This window comes from Streptomyces sp. SID13031, from assembly GCF_010548305.1.
Taxonomy (GTDB): domain Bacteria; phylum Actinomycetota; class Actinomycetes; order Propionibacteriales; family Kribbellaceae; genus Kribbella.
Window position 1 is genome coordinate 1 of sequence record NZ_JAAGLV010000032.1, and the last position, 15809, is coordinate 15809.

16 protein-coding genes are annotated in these 15809 nt (G+C 68.5%); 5 read left to right on the forward strand and 11 right to left on the reverse strand.

Annotated features, from left to right (window positions below):
- Positions 1–236: 236 nt before the first annotated feature.
- The 6 genes from G3I17_RS37860 to G3I17_RS37885 all read right to left on the reverse strand — a co-directional run bounded on the left by G3I17_RS37860 (position 237) and on the right by G3I17_RS37885 (position 4582).
- The gene (locus G3I17_RS37860) at positions 237–839 is read right to left on the reverse strand and encodes a YdeI/OmpD-associated family protein (RefSeq protein ID WP_164603996.1); all 603 of its coding nucleotides are present in this window, start codon (positions 837–839) and stop codon (positions 237–239) included.
- Between the two features lie 41 nt (positions 840–880).
- On the reverse strand, positions 881–1381 hold the full coding sequence (locus tag G3I17_RS37865) for a S26 family signal peptidase (RefSeq protein ID WP_203591309.1): 501 nt from the start codon (positions 1379–1381) through the stop codon (positions 881–883).
- On the reverse strand, positions 1378–3186 hold the full coding sequence (locus G3I17_RS37870; protein ID WP_164603998.1) for an ABC transporter ATP-binding protein: 1809 nt from the start codon (positions 3184–3186) through the stop codon (positions 1378–1380). The genes G3I17_RS37865 and G3I17_RS37870 overlap by 4 nt, the downstream gene beginning before the upstream one ends.
- A gap of 3 nt (positions 3187–3189) precedes the next feature.
- Positions 3190–3747: a hypothetical protein gene (locus G3I17_RS37875; RefSeq protein ID WP_164604000.1), complete on the reverse strand. Its 558-nt coding sequence runs from the start codon at positions 3745–3747 to the stop codon at positions 3190–3192.
- Positions 3748–3757: 10 nt separating this feature from the next.
- Complete coding sequence (locus G3I17_RS37880) at positions 3758–4282, reverse strand: MauE/DoxX family redox-associated membrane protein (RefSeq protein ID WP_164604002.1); 525 nt, start codon at positions 4280–4282, stop codon at positions 3758–3760.
- Positions 4283–4375: 93 nt separating this feature from the next.
- On the reverse strand, positions 4376–4582 hold the full coding sequence (locus G3I17_RS37885) for a hypothetical protein (RefSeq protein ID WP_164604003.1): 207 nt from the start codon (positions 4580–4582) through the stop codon (positions 4376–4378).
- 223 nt (positions 4583–4805) lie between these two features.
- Between G3I17_RS37885 and G3I17_RS37890 the strand changes: the two genes are divergently transcribed.
- Positions 4806–5600, forward strand: coding sequence for a BTAD domain-containing putative transcriptional regulator (locus tag G3I17_RS37890; RefSeq protein WP_164604006.1), 795 nt, complete (start codon positions 4806–4808; stop codon positions 5598–5600).
- 8 nt (positions 5601–5608) lie between these two features.
- Here the strand turns inward: G3I17_RS37890 and G3I17_RS37895 are convergent, their stop codons facing one another.
- From G3I17_RS37895 to G3I17_RS37905, 3 genes are read right to left on the reverse strand one after another with little or no spacing between them, the layout of a single operon-like run.
- Positions 5609–6094: a methylated-DNA--[protein]-cysteine S-methyltransferase gene (locus G3I17_RS37895; RefSeq protein ID WP_164604008.1), complete on the reverse strand. Its 486-nt coding sequence runs from the start codon at positions 6092–6094 to the stop codon at positions 5609–5611.
- Positions 6095–6096: 2 nt separating this feature from the next.
- The gene (locus G3I17_RS37900; protein ID WP_164604010.1) at positions 6097–6645 is read right to left on the reverse strand and encodes a GNAT family N-acetyltransferase; all 549 of its coding nucleotides are present in this window, start codon (positions 6643–6645) and stop codon (positions 6097–6099) included.
- A gap of 1 nt (position 6646) precedes the next feature.
- Positions 6647–8131, reverse strand: coding sequence for an AlkA N-terminal domain-containing protein (locus G3I17_RS37905; RefSeq protein ID WP_164604012.1), 1485 nt, complete (start codon positions 8129–8131; stop codon positions 6647–6649).
- A 179-nt stretch (positions 8132–8310) separates the two neighbouring features.
- On the opposite strand from G3I17_RS37905, the gene G3I17_RS37910 reads away from it, so the two are divergent.
- The 4 genes from G3I17_RS37910 (at position 8311) to G3I17_RS37925 (ending at position 13708) form a co-directional block, all read left to right on the forward strand.
- Complete coding sequence (locus G3I17_RS37910; RefSeq protein WP_164604014.1) at positions 8311–9051, forward strand: SDR family oxidoreductase; 741 nt, start codon at positions 8311–8313, stop codon at positions 9049–9051.
- Positions 9052–9086: 35 nt separating this feature from the next.
- Entirely contained in the window at positions 9087–9881 is a 795-nt protein-coding gene (locus G3I17_RS37915; protein ID WP_164604016.1) for an LLM class flavin-dependent oxidoreductase, read from the forward strand.
- Positions 9882–9969: 88 nt separating this feature from the next.
- Positions 9970–10980, forward strand: a complete 1011-nt coding sequence (locus tag G3I17_RS37920; RefSeq protein ID WP_164604018.1) for a LacI family DNA-binding transcriptional regulator — start codon at positions 9970–9972, stop codon at positions 10978–10980.
- Between the two features lie 40 nt (positions 10981–11020).
- Positions 11021–13708 carry a hypothetical protein gene (locus tag G3I17_RS37925; protein ID WP_203591311.1) on the forward strand — a complete coding sequence of 896 codons (2688 nt, stop codon included), beginning with the start codon at positions 11021–11023 and terminating at the stop codon, positions 13706–13708.
- 423 nt (positions 13709–14131) lie between these two features.
- Here G3I17_RS37925 and G3I17_RS37930 read toward each other — a convergent pair whose 3' ends face one another.
- Together G3I17_RS37930 and G3I17_RS37935 are read right to left on the reverse strand one after the other, a co-directional pair.
- Positions 14132–14860 carry an ABC transporter permease gene (locus G3I17_RS37930; RefSeq protein WP_164604020.1) on the reverse strand — a complete coding sequence of 243 codons (729 nt, stop codon included), beginning with the start codon at positions 14858–14860 and terminating at the stop codon, positions 14132–14134.
- Complete coding sequence (locus G3I17_RS37935) at positions 14857–15795, reverse strand: ABC transporter ATP-binding protein (RefSeq protein WP_164604022.1); 939 nt, start codon at positions 15793–15795, stop codon at positions 14857–14859. Before G3I17_RS37935 ends, G3I17_RS37930 begins: the two co-directional genes overlap by 4 nt.
- Between the last annotated feature and the right edge of the window lie 14 nt (positions 15796–15809).

Consider the following 15809-nt stretch of genomic DNA (forward strand, 5'->3'; position numbering starts at 1 on the left):
GACCACGCATCCGCGCCCGCGTCATCAAACGCGCGATCTCCAAATACCGCGCCGCCACCCGCACCCCCGACCGCCGCACCCGCGACGCCACCATCAACATCCAGATCCACAACTTGACCCCCGAAGCAGACACCTAACCGAACGGCGTTGGGGTTAACCCCCCAGAGGGTGGGTTGCCCCTCCAGATTCCGGCGGGGCAACCCACACTCTCGGGGGTTAACCCCTGAGACGTCTCGCTAGCGGGGTGGGTGGTTGGCGCGTTGGTTCTGGGTGGCGAGGGTGACTGTTTGGGTGATGCGGCGGGCTCGGGTTTCGGGGCGTTTGGCCAGGGCGATCCATTCGAGGATCCGGCGTTTGGAGGAGGGCGGGAAGGCGGCGAAGTGGGTGGCTGCCTTCTCGTTGTGGTCGAGCTCTGACTGGAGGTCGGCGGGGATCACGCCGTTCTGGGCTTCGGCCAGGCAGTCCCAGGTGCCGGTCTTCTTGGCGAGGTCGATCAGTTCCTGGCCGGGGGCGGTCATCAGGCCTTCGGCGAGGAGGCGGTTGACGCGGTCTCGGTTGACCTGGCTCCAGGTGCTGCGGGGGTTTCGCGGCGTGAAGGTCTGGTAGGTGCTGGAGGCGTCGCGGGGCAGCGTCTTGCTGTCGATCCAGCCGAAGCAGAGCGCATGCTCGACCGCCTCCGCGATGTCGATCCCCGGGCCGCCCTTGCGGTGGACGACGAGCCAGACGGAGCGCTGGATGCGGCCGTACTGCGCCAACCACTCGCGCCACTCCTCGACCGTGGCCGGGGCGAACGCCTCGTCGTCGGTGACTACCTGCTTGACCTTGGCCTCTGTGCTCATGGGAACAGCATGCACTCGATAAGTGCTCACCTAGTGAGCACTTAGATTCTGACCCTCCCGAGCACCTGATCCGCCGAGATGTAGCCGTGCTGACGCGAGTCGACACTCGAACGCGGGTTGTCGCCGACGACCACCAAGCTCCCAGCCGGTACGACCGAACCCTCGGCATGCCCCGGGATCGCGAACGGCAGGCGCTCCCCCGCGACCGCCGCCACCCTCTTGATCACCCGGTGCCCGGAACCGCCGCTCCCGGTGAACGCCGGTGGATCCTGCGCGACCGCCACATACGTCCGCAGCCGTCCGATCAACTCCGCCGCCGCCTCCGCATCCGCGTTCGGTCCCTCGAAGACGATCACATCCCCGGTCGCCAGCCGGCCCGGGTCGACCCGGCGAGCCAGCACCCGGTCCCCTGACTCGAAGGTCGGACTCATACTGGCCCCGGAGATCTCCACCCGCAGCCAGACCCGCCGCGCCCACCACAGCCCCGAACCAGCGATCACGGCCGCCAGTACTACGAACAGCAGCGCGTGCCAGCCGCTCACGACGGCTCCGGTACCAATGCCTGGTACCCCTCGGCCTGCAGCTCGAAAAGCCTGGCGTACAAGCCGCGCCGGCCGAGCAGCTCGTCGTGACCGCCTTGTTCGACGATCCGCCCGTCGTCGAGAACCACCAGCCGGTCGGCGCCACGCAGCGCCCCGAGCCGATGGGAGATCAGCAGACTCGTCCGGCCGTTGCGGTGCTCGGCCAGACCACGATGCACCTCGGCCTCGGCCTCCGCGTCGAGACCGGAGCTCGGCTCGTCGAGGATCACCAGGTCCCGGTCGCCGCGGGCATAGGCGCGGGCGATCGCGATCCGTTGCCACTGGCCACCCGACAAGGTCACTCCAGCGGTCCGGCGGCCGGACAGGTCCTGGAAGAAGACCCGCGACAGCAGCGTCCCGTAGGACTGCGGCAACGCCGAGACGAAGTCGTGCGCGCCCGACCGGCGCGCGGCCGACTCGATCATGGCCGGCTCGAAGGAGCGGTCCAGGTCGCCGAGCCCGATGTTCTCCGCGGCGGTCAGGTCGTAGTTCATGTAGTCCTGGAAAACCGCCCCGATCCGGTCCCGCAGCTCGGCCGGGTCGACCTCGCGCAGATCGACGCCGTTCCAGTGGATCGTGCCGCGAACCGGGTCGTACATCCGGCAGAGCAGTTTGATCAGCGTGCTCTTGCCGGCCCCGTTCCGGCCGACCACGCCGACGGTCTGGCCGGCGCCGATGGTGAGGTTGATCCCGCAGAGCACCCACGGACGGTCCGGGCCGTAGCGGAACCAGACGTCACGGAACTCGATCGTGTCGGTCAGCGGCGGGACCGGGCGCGGGTCCGCACGCACCGGCAGATCCGGTTCACCGTCCATCACCTCGAGATAGCTGCGGAACATCAGCAGCTGCCGATGCGCATTGCCGATATCCCGCATCAGCCCGACCACCGCCGTCTGCACCCCGGCGATCGCGGCCACCAGTAGCGAGATGTCGCCGATGCTGATCCGGCCGCTCCGCGCCGCCAGCACGGCCCAGACCAGGGCCGAACCGGCCAGGGTCGCGGTCAGTAGTCCGGTACCGCTCTGGATCGCCAGATCCCGCAGGTCGATCCTGGTCTGCCGGCCGTTCGCGTCCCGGCGCTCGCCCGACATCCGGTCCCGCAGGAAGGCGCCGATCCCGAACAACCGGATCTCCTTGGCCGCTTGCACGTTGGTGAGCAGCTCGCGGTAGAAGAACTCGCGCCGCTCGATCGGGCCAAGCTCGTACTGAACGGTCGCCCGGCCCTTGGCGACCCAGAGCTCCGCGAGCAGGACCGGGATCGACGACGCGAGCACCACCAGCGGGAGCCAGGGCGACAAGATCAGCAGTGAGCCCAGGAACCCGGCGGCCATCAGCACGGTACGGGTCGTCGACAGTGCCGTCCCGACCAGGATCCCCGGCGTGGCACCGCCGTACTGCTGGGCGAGCCGGAGCTTGTCGAGGAACTCCGGATCCTCGAAGCGGGCCATCCCGGTGTACCGCTCGGTGGCGCCGAACAGCCGGTCCTGCGCCACCAGACCGATCCTGCGCTCAGTCTCTTTCTGTGCGTACTGCGTGGAGAAAGGCACCAGGGTGGTGAGCAGACCGGCACCGCCCAGCGCGAGGCCGATCCACAACACCTGGCCGAGTGGCGCCTGGCCACTGGTGAGCAGGTCGAGCAGGCTCTTGGTCAGCCAGGCCGTGGCCAGGGCCGGTATCGCCCCGGCGATCGTCAGTACGACGTACAGGCTGGTCAGCGGCCGGCTGGTCTGCCAGGTCAGCTTGAGCGCTTGGGCGATGCCGCGCACGGGTCAGACCCCGACCAGGCTCAGGTCGAGATCCTCGAGCGCAGTACCGGACGACAGTACGGTGCCGTCGGCGTCGAAGAGCGCGAAGGCCGGGTAGCCGGTGACGCCGAGCGCCTCGGTGATGCCGATGCCCGGGCGTTCCTGCAGCGCCAGCCGGGCGACGGGCTCGATCATCGCGCGTTCGACGGACAGGTCGGCGTCCTCGCTCCCGCTGACCAGCACGGCCAGCACCCGGTCGCGTCCGCCGGGGAACCTGCTGGCCAGCTCGACGAACTCCGGCCGCCGTTCCTCACACGACGTACAACCGTTGGCGAGGATGCCGACCAGTGTCCGGCCGCCGGTGAGGTCGGCGTCGCTGATCAGGTCGCCGTCGACGGTGACGGCGTCGAAGGGCTTGGACCGCTCCCCCGGTCCGGCCATCACCTTGACCGTGACCTGTCTGGGCCGGTTCGCCAGCAGTTCGGTGTGTTCCCGCAGCCGGCGGATCACGCCGATGGTGAGAGCGAGGTTGAGCACGGTCAGCAGACCGACAAGAATCCCTACTGCGATTGCAGGTGACATCTGAAGCCTCCTAGTGGTTCGAGCGGAAGAGATCGGCGATCTCGTCGGTGAGCAGGACGGCGGCGGCCGCGACCGCGCCGGTGAGAACAGCACTGGTCAGCACGCCGACGCTGGGCTGCGCGTAGCCAGGCCCGAGCGCCGCGATCAGGCCGACCGCGGCGACCAGCAACAGGAACCCGTTGCGGACCACGTGGGCCGGCCCGACGGGAACCTTGGAGGCCCCGAAGCATTGGCAGCTGACGCTCTGCTGCTGCCGGATCGCGTGCACGATCCCGGCCGTGAAAGCGATCAGCAGGAGCACCGCCACGGCGAACCCGAGGGGGGCGGTCCCGGGGAGCACCATCGCGACGATCACGGCCGCCTCGCCCGCGATCACGGCGGGCGCGGCCAGCCGGACCGGGATTCCGGGCGCCAGGCCGGGCACGGCCGCCACGAAATCGGCGTACCGGCCGCGGCTGCGGGTCTTGCTCAGCAGCGAGACCGCGAAGACGACGCCGAACACCAATCGACAACAGATCACCGCATATCCGGACATCCCCGGCACCTCGCAAAGGTCTAGGCTTTCGAGTACGGGTGCCGCGCCCTGTTCCGTAGGGCGCGGCACCCGCTCAGTTCATCGGCTGACGAATCAGCAGCCGCAGCCACAGCATTCGTAGTCGGTGTGCTGAATGCCGTTGCAGTCCCAGACGTGGGCCCGGCGCCACCACCAGAACGGGCACGCCCCGTTGCAGTAGGAGCGAAGTTCGACACAACCCTGGGTCTGCGCGTGGGCGGTGACGCCCGGCACGACGAATCCGACCAGCTTGTCGCTGAGTCCGGTGAGGACGGTTCGCATCTGTTGCCTCCATTTCGAGCTGTCGGTGATCAGCGGCGATTGCCACTGCGGCAGAACGTAGGCGGGCCGGGCATCAGCCCGGCATGCGCGCTGCATGGCCAGTACTTGCGGGTCACGGCGGAACCCTCTTTGTCCTGATCGAAAGGTTGGCGCGGTGACCCCGCGGCTCCGCAGAGTGGCTAGTTGTCCGGTGACCGAGACACGACCTGGGGGATGCCACCGTATGCAGTTCAGGATGCTCGGCCGGATCGAAGTGGAAGCCGCCGGCGGCGTGACGGACGTCTCTTCGGCGCCTGTCCGCGGTTTGCTGGTTGCTCTGATGCTCGCGGAGGGACGGTGTATCCCGATGCATCAGCTGCTGAACTCCCTGTGGGACAAGCCTCCTCGCTCGGCCCGCAACAACCTGCGGCTGCACGTGGCCCGGTTGCGCCGCCAGCTCTACGCGACGTCTCCGCTGCTCAAGGACCGGCTGGCGATGGAGCCCGGCGATGGTGGCGCGAGCTACCGGCTCAGAGCCGAGCCGGAAGAGCTGGACGTCTCGATCTTCCGCCGGCTGTCGCTGCGCGGCGAAGCCGAACGGCAGGCGAACCGTCCACAGGAGGCAGAGGTGACGCTCGCACAAGCCCTGGCGCTCTGGCGCGGGCCGATCTGCCAGAACTGCACCGCCTCGGAGGAGCTACGGCGTCAGGCCGAGACGCTCGAGGAACTCCGGCTGACCGTGCGGGAGCGACTGTCCGCGGTCCGGCTCACGCTGGGGCACACCACCGATCTCGTCCCGGAGATCCACGATCTGCTCCGCGGCGCGCCGTTTCGCGAGCTGTCCTACGCCAACCTGATGCGGGCCCGCTATCTGGGTGGCGACGTCGACGGCGCGCTGCGGACCTGCGCCCGGGCCGAGAAGGTACTGCGCTGCGAACTGGGCATCGACCTGTCGGCAGACCTGCGGGATCTTCGGTGCGCGATGCTGCGGCGGGACACGGACTATGTCCGCCGGACCGGGACTTTGTTCGCCGGTTGAGGGAGGGCTCAGAAGAGTACGTCGGCTCGTTCGTGGTCCAGCAGGCGTTGTTTGCGGTCCAGGCCGCCGCCATAGCCGGTCAGGCTGCCGGTCGAGCCGATCACGCGATGGCACGGCACGATGATGCTGACCGGGTTCTTGCCGTTGGCGAGGCCGACGGCTCGCGAGGCGCCCGGCACCAGCCCGAGGGTGGCGGCGAGTTGCCCGTACGTCGTGATCTCGCCGTACGGGATGTCCTGCAACGCCTCCCAGACGCGTTGCTGGAAAGGCGTCCCGGCCAGCTTCAGCGGTACGTCGAAGGTGGTGCGCTCGCCGGCGAAGTACTGCTTCAGCTGCTGCTGGACCTCCGGCAGGATGGAGTCGTCGCGCAATCCGAACGTCTCCATCGCCGGGCGGTGCCGGTGTTGCTCCATGTAGAGGCCGGCCAGCTCGCCGGTGTCGGCCGCGACCAGCGTGAGCGGGCCGAGCGGGCTGTCGATCACTGCGTAGGCCATCGTCACGCCTCCCACTGCGCGCGGGTGATCCGGTAGAGCACGTGCCGCTGCAACCGATGCCCGGCAGGCAGCCGCGGGTGGTCGAAGTCGTCGGCCTCGTCGTGCGTCATACCGAGCCTTTCCATCACCCGCTGGGACGGCTTGTTCGTCGTCGCCGTGAACGACACCACCTCGTCCAGCCCGGCTTCCCCGAACCCGTACGCCAGCGAGGCGCGCGCCGCCTCGGTGGCGTAGCCGTTGCCCCAGGCATCCTTCGCGAGGCGCCAGCCGATCTCCACACAGGGCACGAACGGCGCATCGAGGATCGGCACCGACAATCCGGTGAAGCCGATGAACCGCCCGGTCTCCCGGACTTCGACCGCCCAGAATCCGAAGCCACGCTTCTCGATCGACACCTTGACCCGGTCGATCAGCTCGTCGCTCTCCGCCCGTGTCAACGAGCGCGCGAAATGCTCCACCACAGCAGGGTCGGAGTTCAGCGCCGCGAACGGTTCGTAGTCACTGTCCTTCCATTGTCTGAGCAGCAGGCGTTCGGTGGTCAGGTCGCTCATCTCACTCCGCACTCTCTACTACTGGGATCTTGTTGATGGCGTGGTCTCCGGTCGCCCAGAGATACTGCACCGCGTACGCCCGCCAGGGCCGCCAGGCCCGCGCATGCCCGATCAGCGCTTTGGGAGCCTCGGGCAACCCGAGGTCGCGGGCGGCGTACTTGATACCCAGATCGCTGGCCACGAAGGCGTCAGGGTCGCCCAGCGCGCGCATCGCGATCGACTCGACGGTCCACGGACCGATCCCGGGCAGCGCCGCGAGCTGCTCGCGCGCCTTGTCCCAGTCGCTGCCGGCGCCCAGGTCGATCTCACCGGCCGCGAGCGTCGCGATCAACGTGGTCAGCGTCGTCCGCCGGGACTTCGGGAAGGCTAGCGCCTCGGGATCGAGCCCGGCGAGCGCTTGCATCGTCGGGAAGAGGTGGGTCAATCCGCCGAGCGGATCGTCGATCGGTTCGCCGTACGCCCGAACGAGCCGGCTCGCGTGAGTCCGCGCGGCAGCCGTCGACACCTGCTGCCCGAGCACGGCCCGTACTGCGAACTCGGCGCCGTCGACCGTATGTGGAACCCGTCTGCCTGGCGCCTTCTCGATCAGCGGCGCGAGGACGGGGTCGGTACGGAGCAGGTCGTCGACGGCGACCGGGTCGGCGTCGAGGTCGAGCATCCGGCGGCAGCGGCTGATCGCGATCGACAGGTCGCGCTGGTCGGTGAGCGAGAGCTGGCAGGCGATGTGGTCGGGCATCGGGCGGAGGGCCACCACGCCGTGACCGTGCGGGAGGCGCAGAGTTCGCCGGTAGGCGCCGCCGGACCACTCCTCGACCCCCGGTACGCCGGTGGCGATCAGGTGGCCGAAGAGGTTGTCGGGCGTCAACGGCTGGCGGAACGGGAGGCGCAGCGAGATCGTGCCTGGCGCGGTGGACGCATCGCCGCGTTTGGCCCGGGTGCGGAGCTCGCTCGGCGAGAGGGCGAAGACCTCCTGGACCGTCTCGTTGAACGTCCGCACGCTGGAGAACCCTGCTGCGAAAGCGACATCGGCCATCTGCAGCGAGCTGGTCTCGATCAGGAGCCGCGCGGTCTGGGCGCGCTGGGCCCGGGCGAGAGCCAGCGGCCCGGCGCCGAGCTCGGCCTGCAACTGCCGCTGCACCTGGCGAACGCTGTAACCGAGGTGGGCCGCGAGGCCTGGTACGCCGTCGCGGTCGACCACGCCGTCGCCGATGAGTCGCATCGCGCGGGCGACCAGGTCGGCGCGATCGTTCCACTCCGGCGACCCCGGGCTCGCGTCCGGGCGGCAGCGCTTGCAGGCGCGGAAACCGGCCTGCTGGGCCGCGGCGGCGCTCGGGTAGAACCGCATGTTCTTGACCTTGGGCGGAACCACCGGGCAACTCGGCCGGCAGTAGATCTTGGTGGTCAGTACCGCGGTGAAGAACCAGCCGTCGAACCGGGCGTCCTTCGACTGGACCGCTCGCACGCACCGCTCGACGCATTCATACACTCCCCCAGCATCCCCGCCCCCGCCGACACTTTCTAGCGAGTTCACGACATCGAGGTGGGCAGCGCAGTAGCGGAAAGGCGACATCAGGAGCCCGGGTCGTATTTCCGCCAGCTCGGCGGGGGCGGGGCGGCTGAACTAGGAGGAGTAGAAGCCCTGTAGGACAACGAGAAAGTGAAACGATGACTGAGCTGATGGGGAAACTGGCGCTGGTGACGGGCGGGAGCCGTGGGATCGGGGCGGCGGTGGCGATCGCGCTGGCTTCGCGTGGGGCCGATGTTGCGATCACGTACAACAGCTCGCCTGAGGATGCCGCCGGGGTGGTCAAGCAGATCGAGGTTGCCGGGCGGCGTGGCTTCGCGATCGAGGCGGACGCCGCGGATGCGGGGGCGGTCACGGCGGCGGTCGCGCGGGCGTACGAAGTACTAGGTGGGCTTGATGTTCTCGTCAACAACGCCGGGGTCGGGGCGGTGGGGATGATCGGCGACGTGACGGTCGAGGAGCTCGATCGGGTGCTGGCGGTGAATGTCCGGGGCCTGTACGTCGCGGCGCAGGCTGCGGCGGGTCTGCTGGCTGACGGCGGGCGGATGATCCACATCGGGAGTTGCATCGCGGATCGGAACACCGGGCCGGGGATGAGCCTGTATGCGATGAGCAAGGCGGCGGTGGTCGGGATGAACAAGGGGCTGGCGCGCGATCTCGGCGCGCGCGGGATCACCTCGAACGTCGTCCAGCCGGGGCCGATCGACACCTCGATGAACCCGGCCGACGGCCCGTTCGCGGCGACGCAGCGGTCCTATCTTGCGCTCGACCGCTTCGGGACGGTGGAGGACGTCGCAGCCGCGGTGCTCTACCTGGCCGGGCCGGGTGGCTCGTATGTGACCGGCACCGAACTGAGCGTCGACGGCGGCCACGCGGCCTGACATAACTTGTCGGTGGGGGTGGCTAGTTTGAGGGCATGCGATTTTCGGTGACGTTCGGAGCGGTAGGGGCGGGGCGCGATCCGCGCGGGCTGGCCGAGCTTGCGCGGATCGCGGAGGACTGCGGGTGGGACGGGGTGTTCCTGGAGGACTATCTCGTCTACCAGGGCGAGGCCTCGCTGCCGACGTACGATCCGTGGATCTGTCTGGCGGCGATGGCTTGTGCGACGTCGACGATCAAACTCGGTACTACGGTCACGCCGGTGCCCCGTCGCCATCCGTGGAAGCTGGCCGCCGAAGCCGTTGCCCTCGACCACTTGTCGGGCGGGCGGATGATCCTCGGGGTGGGGATCGGGGATCCGGGCGACCCGTTCCTGTCCGGCGAGCCGCGCGTCCTGGCGGAGATGCTGGACGAGTCCCTGGAGATCATCGCCGCCCTGTGGACGGGTGAGCCGGTGCACTACGCCGGCAAGCACTACCGGCTCGACGGCGCTCAACTCAGCGCGGTCCCGGTGCAGGAGCCGAGGATCCCGATCTGGGTCGGCGGCAACTTCCTCGTCCCGTCCGTGCGACGGCGAATCCTGCGCTGGGACGGCAGCGCGGCCTACAAGGGGGCGACGGACAGCCCCCAGCAGATCACCCCGGAGGACGTCCGCGAACTGCTCGCCGAGCGTGGCGAGACGGACGGCTTCGAGGTGAAGGTGAGGCTCAGCGATGGCGATCCGCGCGCGTTCACCGAAGCGGGGGCCACTTGGCAGGGGCGCTGGATCGCGCCCGGTCCGCCCGCTGAAGCCCACGAGATCCTGCGCGCCGGCCCACCCCGGATCAACTGACCGTTGACACGGCAGGGGTTCGGCGGTGAGACTGCGAGTGCATTTGAACGTTAAAACGACTGTCCTCGGGGGAGGCGGGAGGTAGTTCGTGGCTACGCTGAAGCAGGTTGCCGCTCATGCTGAGGTGTCGGTGCAGACCGTTTCCAACGCCTTGAATGCGCCTCATCGACTGCGGCCGGACACCTTGCAGCGGGTGACTCGATCGATCCAGTTGCTCAACTACCGCCCCAATCGTAACGCGCGAAGTCTCCGGACGAGCGCTGTCGAGCTGATCGGGTACTGCGTTCCGAGCTGGCCCGGCGGGCAGGCGCATCTGGTGATGGACCAGTTCCTGCACGCGCTGTGTGCTTCGGCGGAGAGCAGTGGGCGGCATATCTTGTTGTTCACGGCCCCTGTCGGGGTGGTGGGAATGCCGGTGTACGAGGACCTGCATGCGCGCCGGCTGGTGGATGGGTTCGTGCTTTCGCAGACCGAGACGCATGATCCGCGGCATGGGTGGTTGAAGGAGCAGCAGATTCCGTTCGTGTCGTTCGGGCGGGTCTGGAAGGAGTCCACGCAGCCGGGGCCTTGGGTTGATGTCGACGGCGCCGGCGGGTGCGCGGCCGCGGTTCGGCATCTGCACGAGACCGGTCGCCGGCGGATCGCCTTTCTCAGCTGGCCGAAGACGTCCGGACTCGCAGAGGATCGGTTGAGCGGCTGGCAGGTGAGCTGCCGCGAGCTCGGGCTGCCCAGCTCGAGCGAGCTCGCCTTCCGCTGCCAGGAGGACTCCATCGACGAAGGCGCTCGCGGTACTGCGGAACTGCTCGACGCCGACCCCGCCATCGACGCGATCGTTGCCATCAGCGACATTCTCGCGCTCGGCGCCCTCCGCGAACTCGCTCGTCGCGGCCTTACCGCCGGAGTCGACGTCGCGGTCACCGGTTTCGACGACTCGCCGCTCGCGTCGGTCGTCTCCCCCGCACTCACGAGCATCCGGCAGCCGATGGACCAGATCGCCACCGAGCTGATCGACATCCTCACCACCCCGGCCCCGAACCGCTCCACCGAACGACTCCTGCAACCCGAGCTAGTAGTCAGGGGCAGCTCAGCCCCGGGCTGATGCAGGCGGTGCAAAGCCACCGCCAGAAGGAGGAAGCGTCATGACACCCCGCCCTGTCGGACGAACCGCACGAACCGCACCAACTGGAAGAACCAGAAGACCGACCAGACGCCGGTACGCCGGTGCGGCCGGCCTGGTCGCCTCAGCCACGGTCCTCGCGCTCAGCGGGATCCCCTCCATCGCAGCCGCTGGACAACCCGCTCTCCGGCCAAGCGCAGACGAGAACGCGACCGCCGCAGCGCAGGCGGACGGTGAGTTGTCCGAGGCCAGGCGGTTGGCGGATCGACGGTCGCTGGTGGTGGGTGATCGGGCCTATGCGATGGGTGATGAGACCGGGCTCTATCCGGCAACCGGGTGGCATACGCGGGGTGAGATGGGTGGGATCTGGACTCCCCCGCTGAAGTTGCTCGACGGGATCTGGTTCGGGGTCGACGGGGCCTGGCTCGGCAAGGATGTCGCGGCCGCGAAGTACACGAGTGGTCATGGCTACCAGCGGATCAGCTACCCGAGTGACGTCAGCGTCGAGCGCACCGACTTCGTGCCCGACGGTGTTCGCGCGACGGTCGTCGGGTTGACGCTCAAGTCCACCAAGGCGAGGACGGTCAAGCTCGACGTCGACGCGCATTCAGAGCTCATGCCGACGTACCCGTGGGGCGGCACCACTCCCAACGCCGGCCAGACGAACCTTCCCGACAGCGGCTCGTACGCCGATGGCACGCTGCAGTTCCGCGACCAGGGCACCCCGCCAGTGCCCAACGCCGCCAAGCACGACTACAACGCGATCGTCGGCTCGTCCCTGCGGCCGACGACTCATGCGCTCAGCGCGAACAACCGCGGCCCGCAAGACCCAGCCGTCATCTGCCCAGCCGACGGCGATGCACCGAAACACTGCGACGACACCGCCTTCGGCAAGGGCACCGGCGGGCGGCTGACCTACAGCGTCGACCTCAAGCCCGGCCGGACGACGACGGTGTGGTTCGCCGTCGCCGGCTCGGACGAGGGCCAGGCCGCGGCGCAGCGCGAGTACAAGCGCGCCATCGGCAACCCCGAGAAGTTGCTGCAGGCAAAGAAAGAGAGTCGTGCCGCGATCGACGAGATGTCCGCAGTGGACCTGCCTGGTGACCGGCTGCTGCAGCAGAGTGTCGAGTGGAGCAAGCAGAACCTGGCCGACTCGGTCCAGGAGGCGCACAACCTGCAGATCCGCGACGTCAACGAGGGCAAGTCGTACCCCGCACCCAGCGGCACGGTCGACGTCGCCCGCTGGTTCGGCGCCGGCTTCCCCGACTATCCGTGGCTGTTCGCGACCGACGGCGAGTACACCTCGTACGCCGCTGTGGCGGCCGGCCAGTTCGACACGGTGAAGGCGCATCTGCGGGCGCTGCGCGACGTGAGCGACCTGCTCAACGACCGCAGCGGCAAGGTCGCCCACGAGGTGACGCCGACCGGTGACGTGTACTTCGGCTCGAACACGAGCGCGGGCAACACCGACGAGACGGTCAAGTTCCCCAGCATCGTCGCGCTGTTGTGGCGGTGGACGGGTGACGACCGGTTCCGCGACGAGATGTACGACTTCAGCGTGCGCAACCTCAAGTACGTCTACCGGGAGCTGGACAAGGACGGCGACGGCTGGCTCGAGGGACTCGCGAACGTCGAGCGCAGCGGGATGGGCTCGGAGAAGCTCGACAGCACCGTGTACCTCGCCCGCGGCCTGCGCGACCTCGCCGATCTGGCGGCGTCCAGGCACGACCGGGCGACGCAGCAGTGGGCGGCCGGCAAGGCTGATGATCTCGAGCAGCGGTTCGAGACGCAGTGGTGGGTCGGCAAGGCCTTCGGGTACGCCGACTCGGTCGACGACCCGGCCAACCCGGCGAACGACAACACGCCGATCTTCCAGCGGCACTGGACCGGCGTCACCCCGATGGAGGCCGAGCTGGTCCGCCCAGGTCAGCCGACCACTCCCCTGGCGTCGATCGAGCACGCCAAGACGGCACTCGACCAACGCGAGAAGCCCTGCTACACCGGGGAATTCGGACTCTTCCACACCGGTACCGGGCCGACCTCGGACCCTGCCGGAAACCCGGGCGCGACGTGCGACGACGTGATCTCTGGCGTGAAGAGCGAGCGCAGCATCTTCTCGCTGAACACGTCGATCATGGCGGTTGCCGAGGGCAACTTCGGTCGGCTCGGCCAGAACCAGCAGCAGGCCTACACGACCGGCAATGCCCGGATCCAGCTCGACCTCGAGGTCTGGGAGACGCCCGGCGGCATGCCGGAGATCGCGCCGTCTCCGGACTCGCCGGCGAACATCGACCGGGCGTTCACCGACCGCTCGATGACGATGCAGGCGTGGGGCACGTACGGCGTGCTGTGGCCGGTCGTGCACCAGCAGTTGGGTGTCGACCCAAATCTGGGGCACGGGAAGGTGGCCATCGTCCCGCAGATTCCAGGCGGCCAGCAGAAGGTGGCCGGTAGCAACATCCGGCTGGGTCGCGGATCCGTGGATGTGTCCGCATCCCTTGTCGGCAAGGAACTTCGGACCGAGGTCCACACTAAGGGGCTGGCGGCAACCGTTACGGTCGGTGCCGTCCTGCCCGCGGGAGCGAAGGTTCGTACGGTGACGCTCGACGGGCGCGCAGCGCAGTACAAGCTGGTGACGACGGCTCGGGGCACCGAGGTGCGCGTGACCGCTCGCGGGTCGCACTCGACGGTGCGGATCACTCTCCGCTGAACGCTCTACCGAACAGGCCGGCCGGTGCACTTGGTGCACCGGCCGGTTCCGTTATGTGCCCGAAAAGCGGGCCCCTCCGAGTATGAGTCGGAGGGGCCCCCGTACAGCTGAAGGAAGGTGACGTCTCCAGCCTCCCGAACGGGTCCGTCGGGTCCAGCAGACCCCGTCACCGGTCTACTTCAGTGGGGATCCCCACTGCGAGGGTCCTCGGTATCCGTCCGACCCGCCGCTCCCGGAGGAACAGCGTGTCGACATTTCTACCCCCCGGGCCGGTGCGCGCACAACCCTTTCCCACAAAGAGGTTCGGAGATTCCGCGAGCCGCCGCGTGTCGTCCACAGTGAGTACGCAACCATCCACAGAAACGGCCGATGTTATGCACACCCCCTGTGCATAACCCAGTTCTTTCCCGGCCGGAAGGAACCTCATTCCCAGCGGAAGAAACGCGCCGCCAGGCCGATACAGGCGACGGTGACGGCGAGGAGAGCGACGAGGTGTTCGAGACCCGGCCAGTGGCCCGACCAGGCGTCTTGCATGCTGGTCATACCGGCGCCCATCGGGGTGATGTCGCGGACCCAGCGGAGGGCGTGCGGCATCAGGTCGCCGGGGGTCCAGACGCCCGCGAAGAACATACTCGGGAAGAAGAGCAGGTTGCCGACGATACTGGCGCCCTTCGCGGTGGAGACGAGGCCGGCGATCAGGACGCCGATCGAGAGTTCGGCGACGGTGTAGAGCAAGGCCGAGATGACGAAGGGTAGCGGGGAGCTCGGCAGCTCGGCGCCGAAGACGAGGGTGCCCAGGCCGAGGATGAGGGCGATCACGAGGATTCCCGCGGCCAGGTGCAGGAGCAGCTGGGCGATCAGGAGTTTGACCGGGCGGACCGGGGTCGTCGACATCCGGCGGAGGACACCCTTCTCGCGGTAGCCGGCCAGGATCATCGGCAGGGTCGCCATCCCGAGGATGCCGATCCCGATCCCGATCGCCATCGTGGGCAGGAAGCTGGCCGGAATGCCGTCGGTCGGCGCGCTGCCGTCGTCCAGCAGCGAGAAGATCGTCAGCAGGCCGACGGGCAGCACGAAGACGAAGAACAGCCCGGTCCACTCGCGCAGGAACAGCTTGCTCTCGATCCGGGTGAGGGTCAGGGTCTGGCTCATCGTTCCGCTCCTTCGAAGTTCCGGCCCGCCAACGCGAGGAAGGCGTCGTCGAGGGTGGTCTGTTCGGTGTGCAGGTCGAGCGGCGCCTGTCCTCGGCCGGCGAGTTCGGTGACGACCGCGACGAGCAGGTCATCGTTGCCGGTGACAACGATCCGGTCGCCGTCGCGTAGTACGGAGTTGACCGCGGGCAGGGCTTTCAAGATCGCGTCGTCCAAAGAGCCGGGCACCCGGAAGCTGATCCGCTGGTCGGTGCGGGCGGCGTCGACCAGGCCGGCCGGGGTGTCCAGGGCGACGACCTTGCCGCCGTCGATGATGGCGATCCGGTCACAGAGGTACTCGGCCTCCTCCATGAAGTGGGTGACCAGGATGATCGTCACGCCCGAGTCGCGGATCTGCTTGACCAGCTCCCAGGTGTCGCGCCGCGCCTGCGGATCGAGGCCCGTGGTCAGCTCGTCGAGGATCGCGATCTTCGGCTTGCCGATCAACGCTAGCGCGATCGACAGCCGCTGCTTCTGCCCACCGGACAGCTTGGCGAAGGCGGTGTCGCGCACCTTGGTCAGCCCGAGCCGCTCGAGCAGCTCCGCCGGGTCGACCGGGTCCGGGTAGAACGACGCGTACAGCTCCAGCGCCTCGCGGGTCTTGATCCGCTCGGGCAACTCGCTGGCTTGCAACTGGACGCCGACCAGCGAGGTGATCTCGGTACGCCGCTTGCTCGGCTTGAGACCGGCGACCCGGACCGTACCGGCGTCCGGCGTACGCAGCCCGGCGATCGACTCGACCGTGGTGGTCTTGCCGGCGCCGTTCGGGCCGAGGATGCCGAAGATCTCGCCCTCGCGGACGGTCAGCGAGACGTCGTCGACGGCGACGGTCGCGCCGTAGGTCTTGCGGAGGTGATTGACCACCACAAGGTCGTCAACCAAAGTGTTTTCGGGCATGGCGGAGCCTCCCT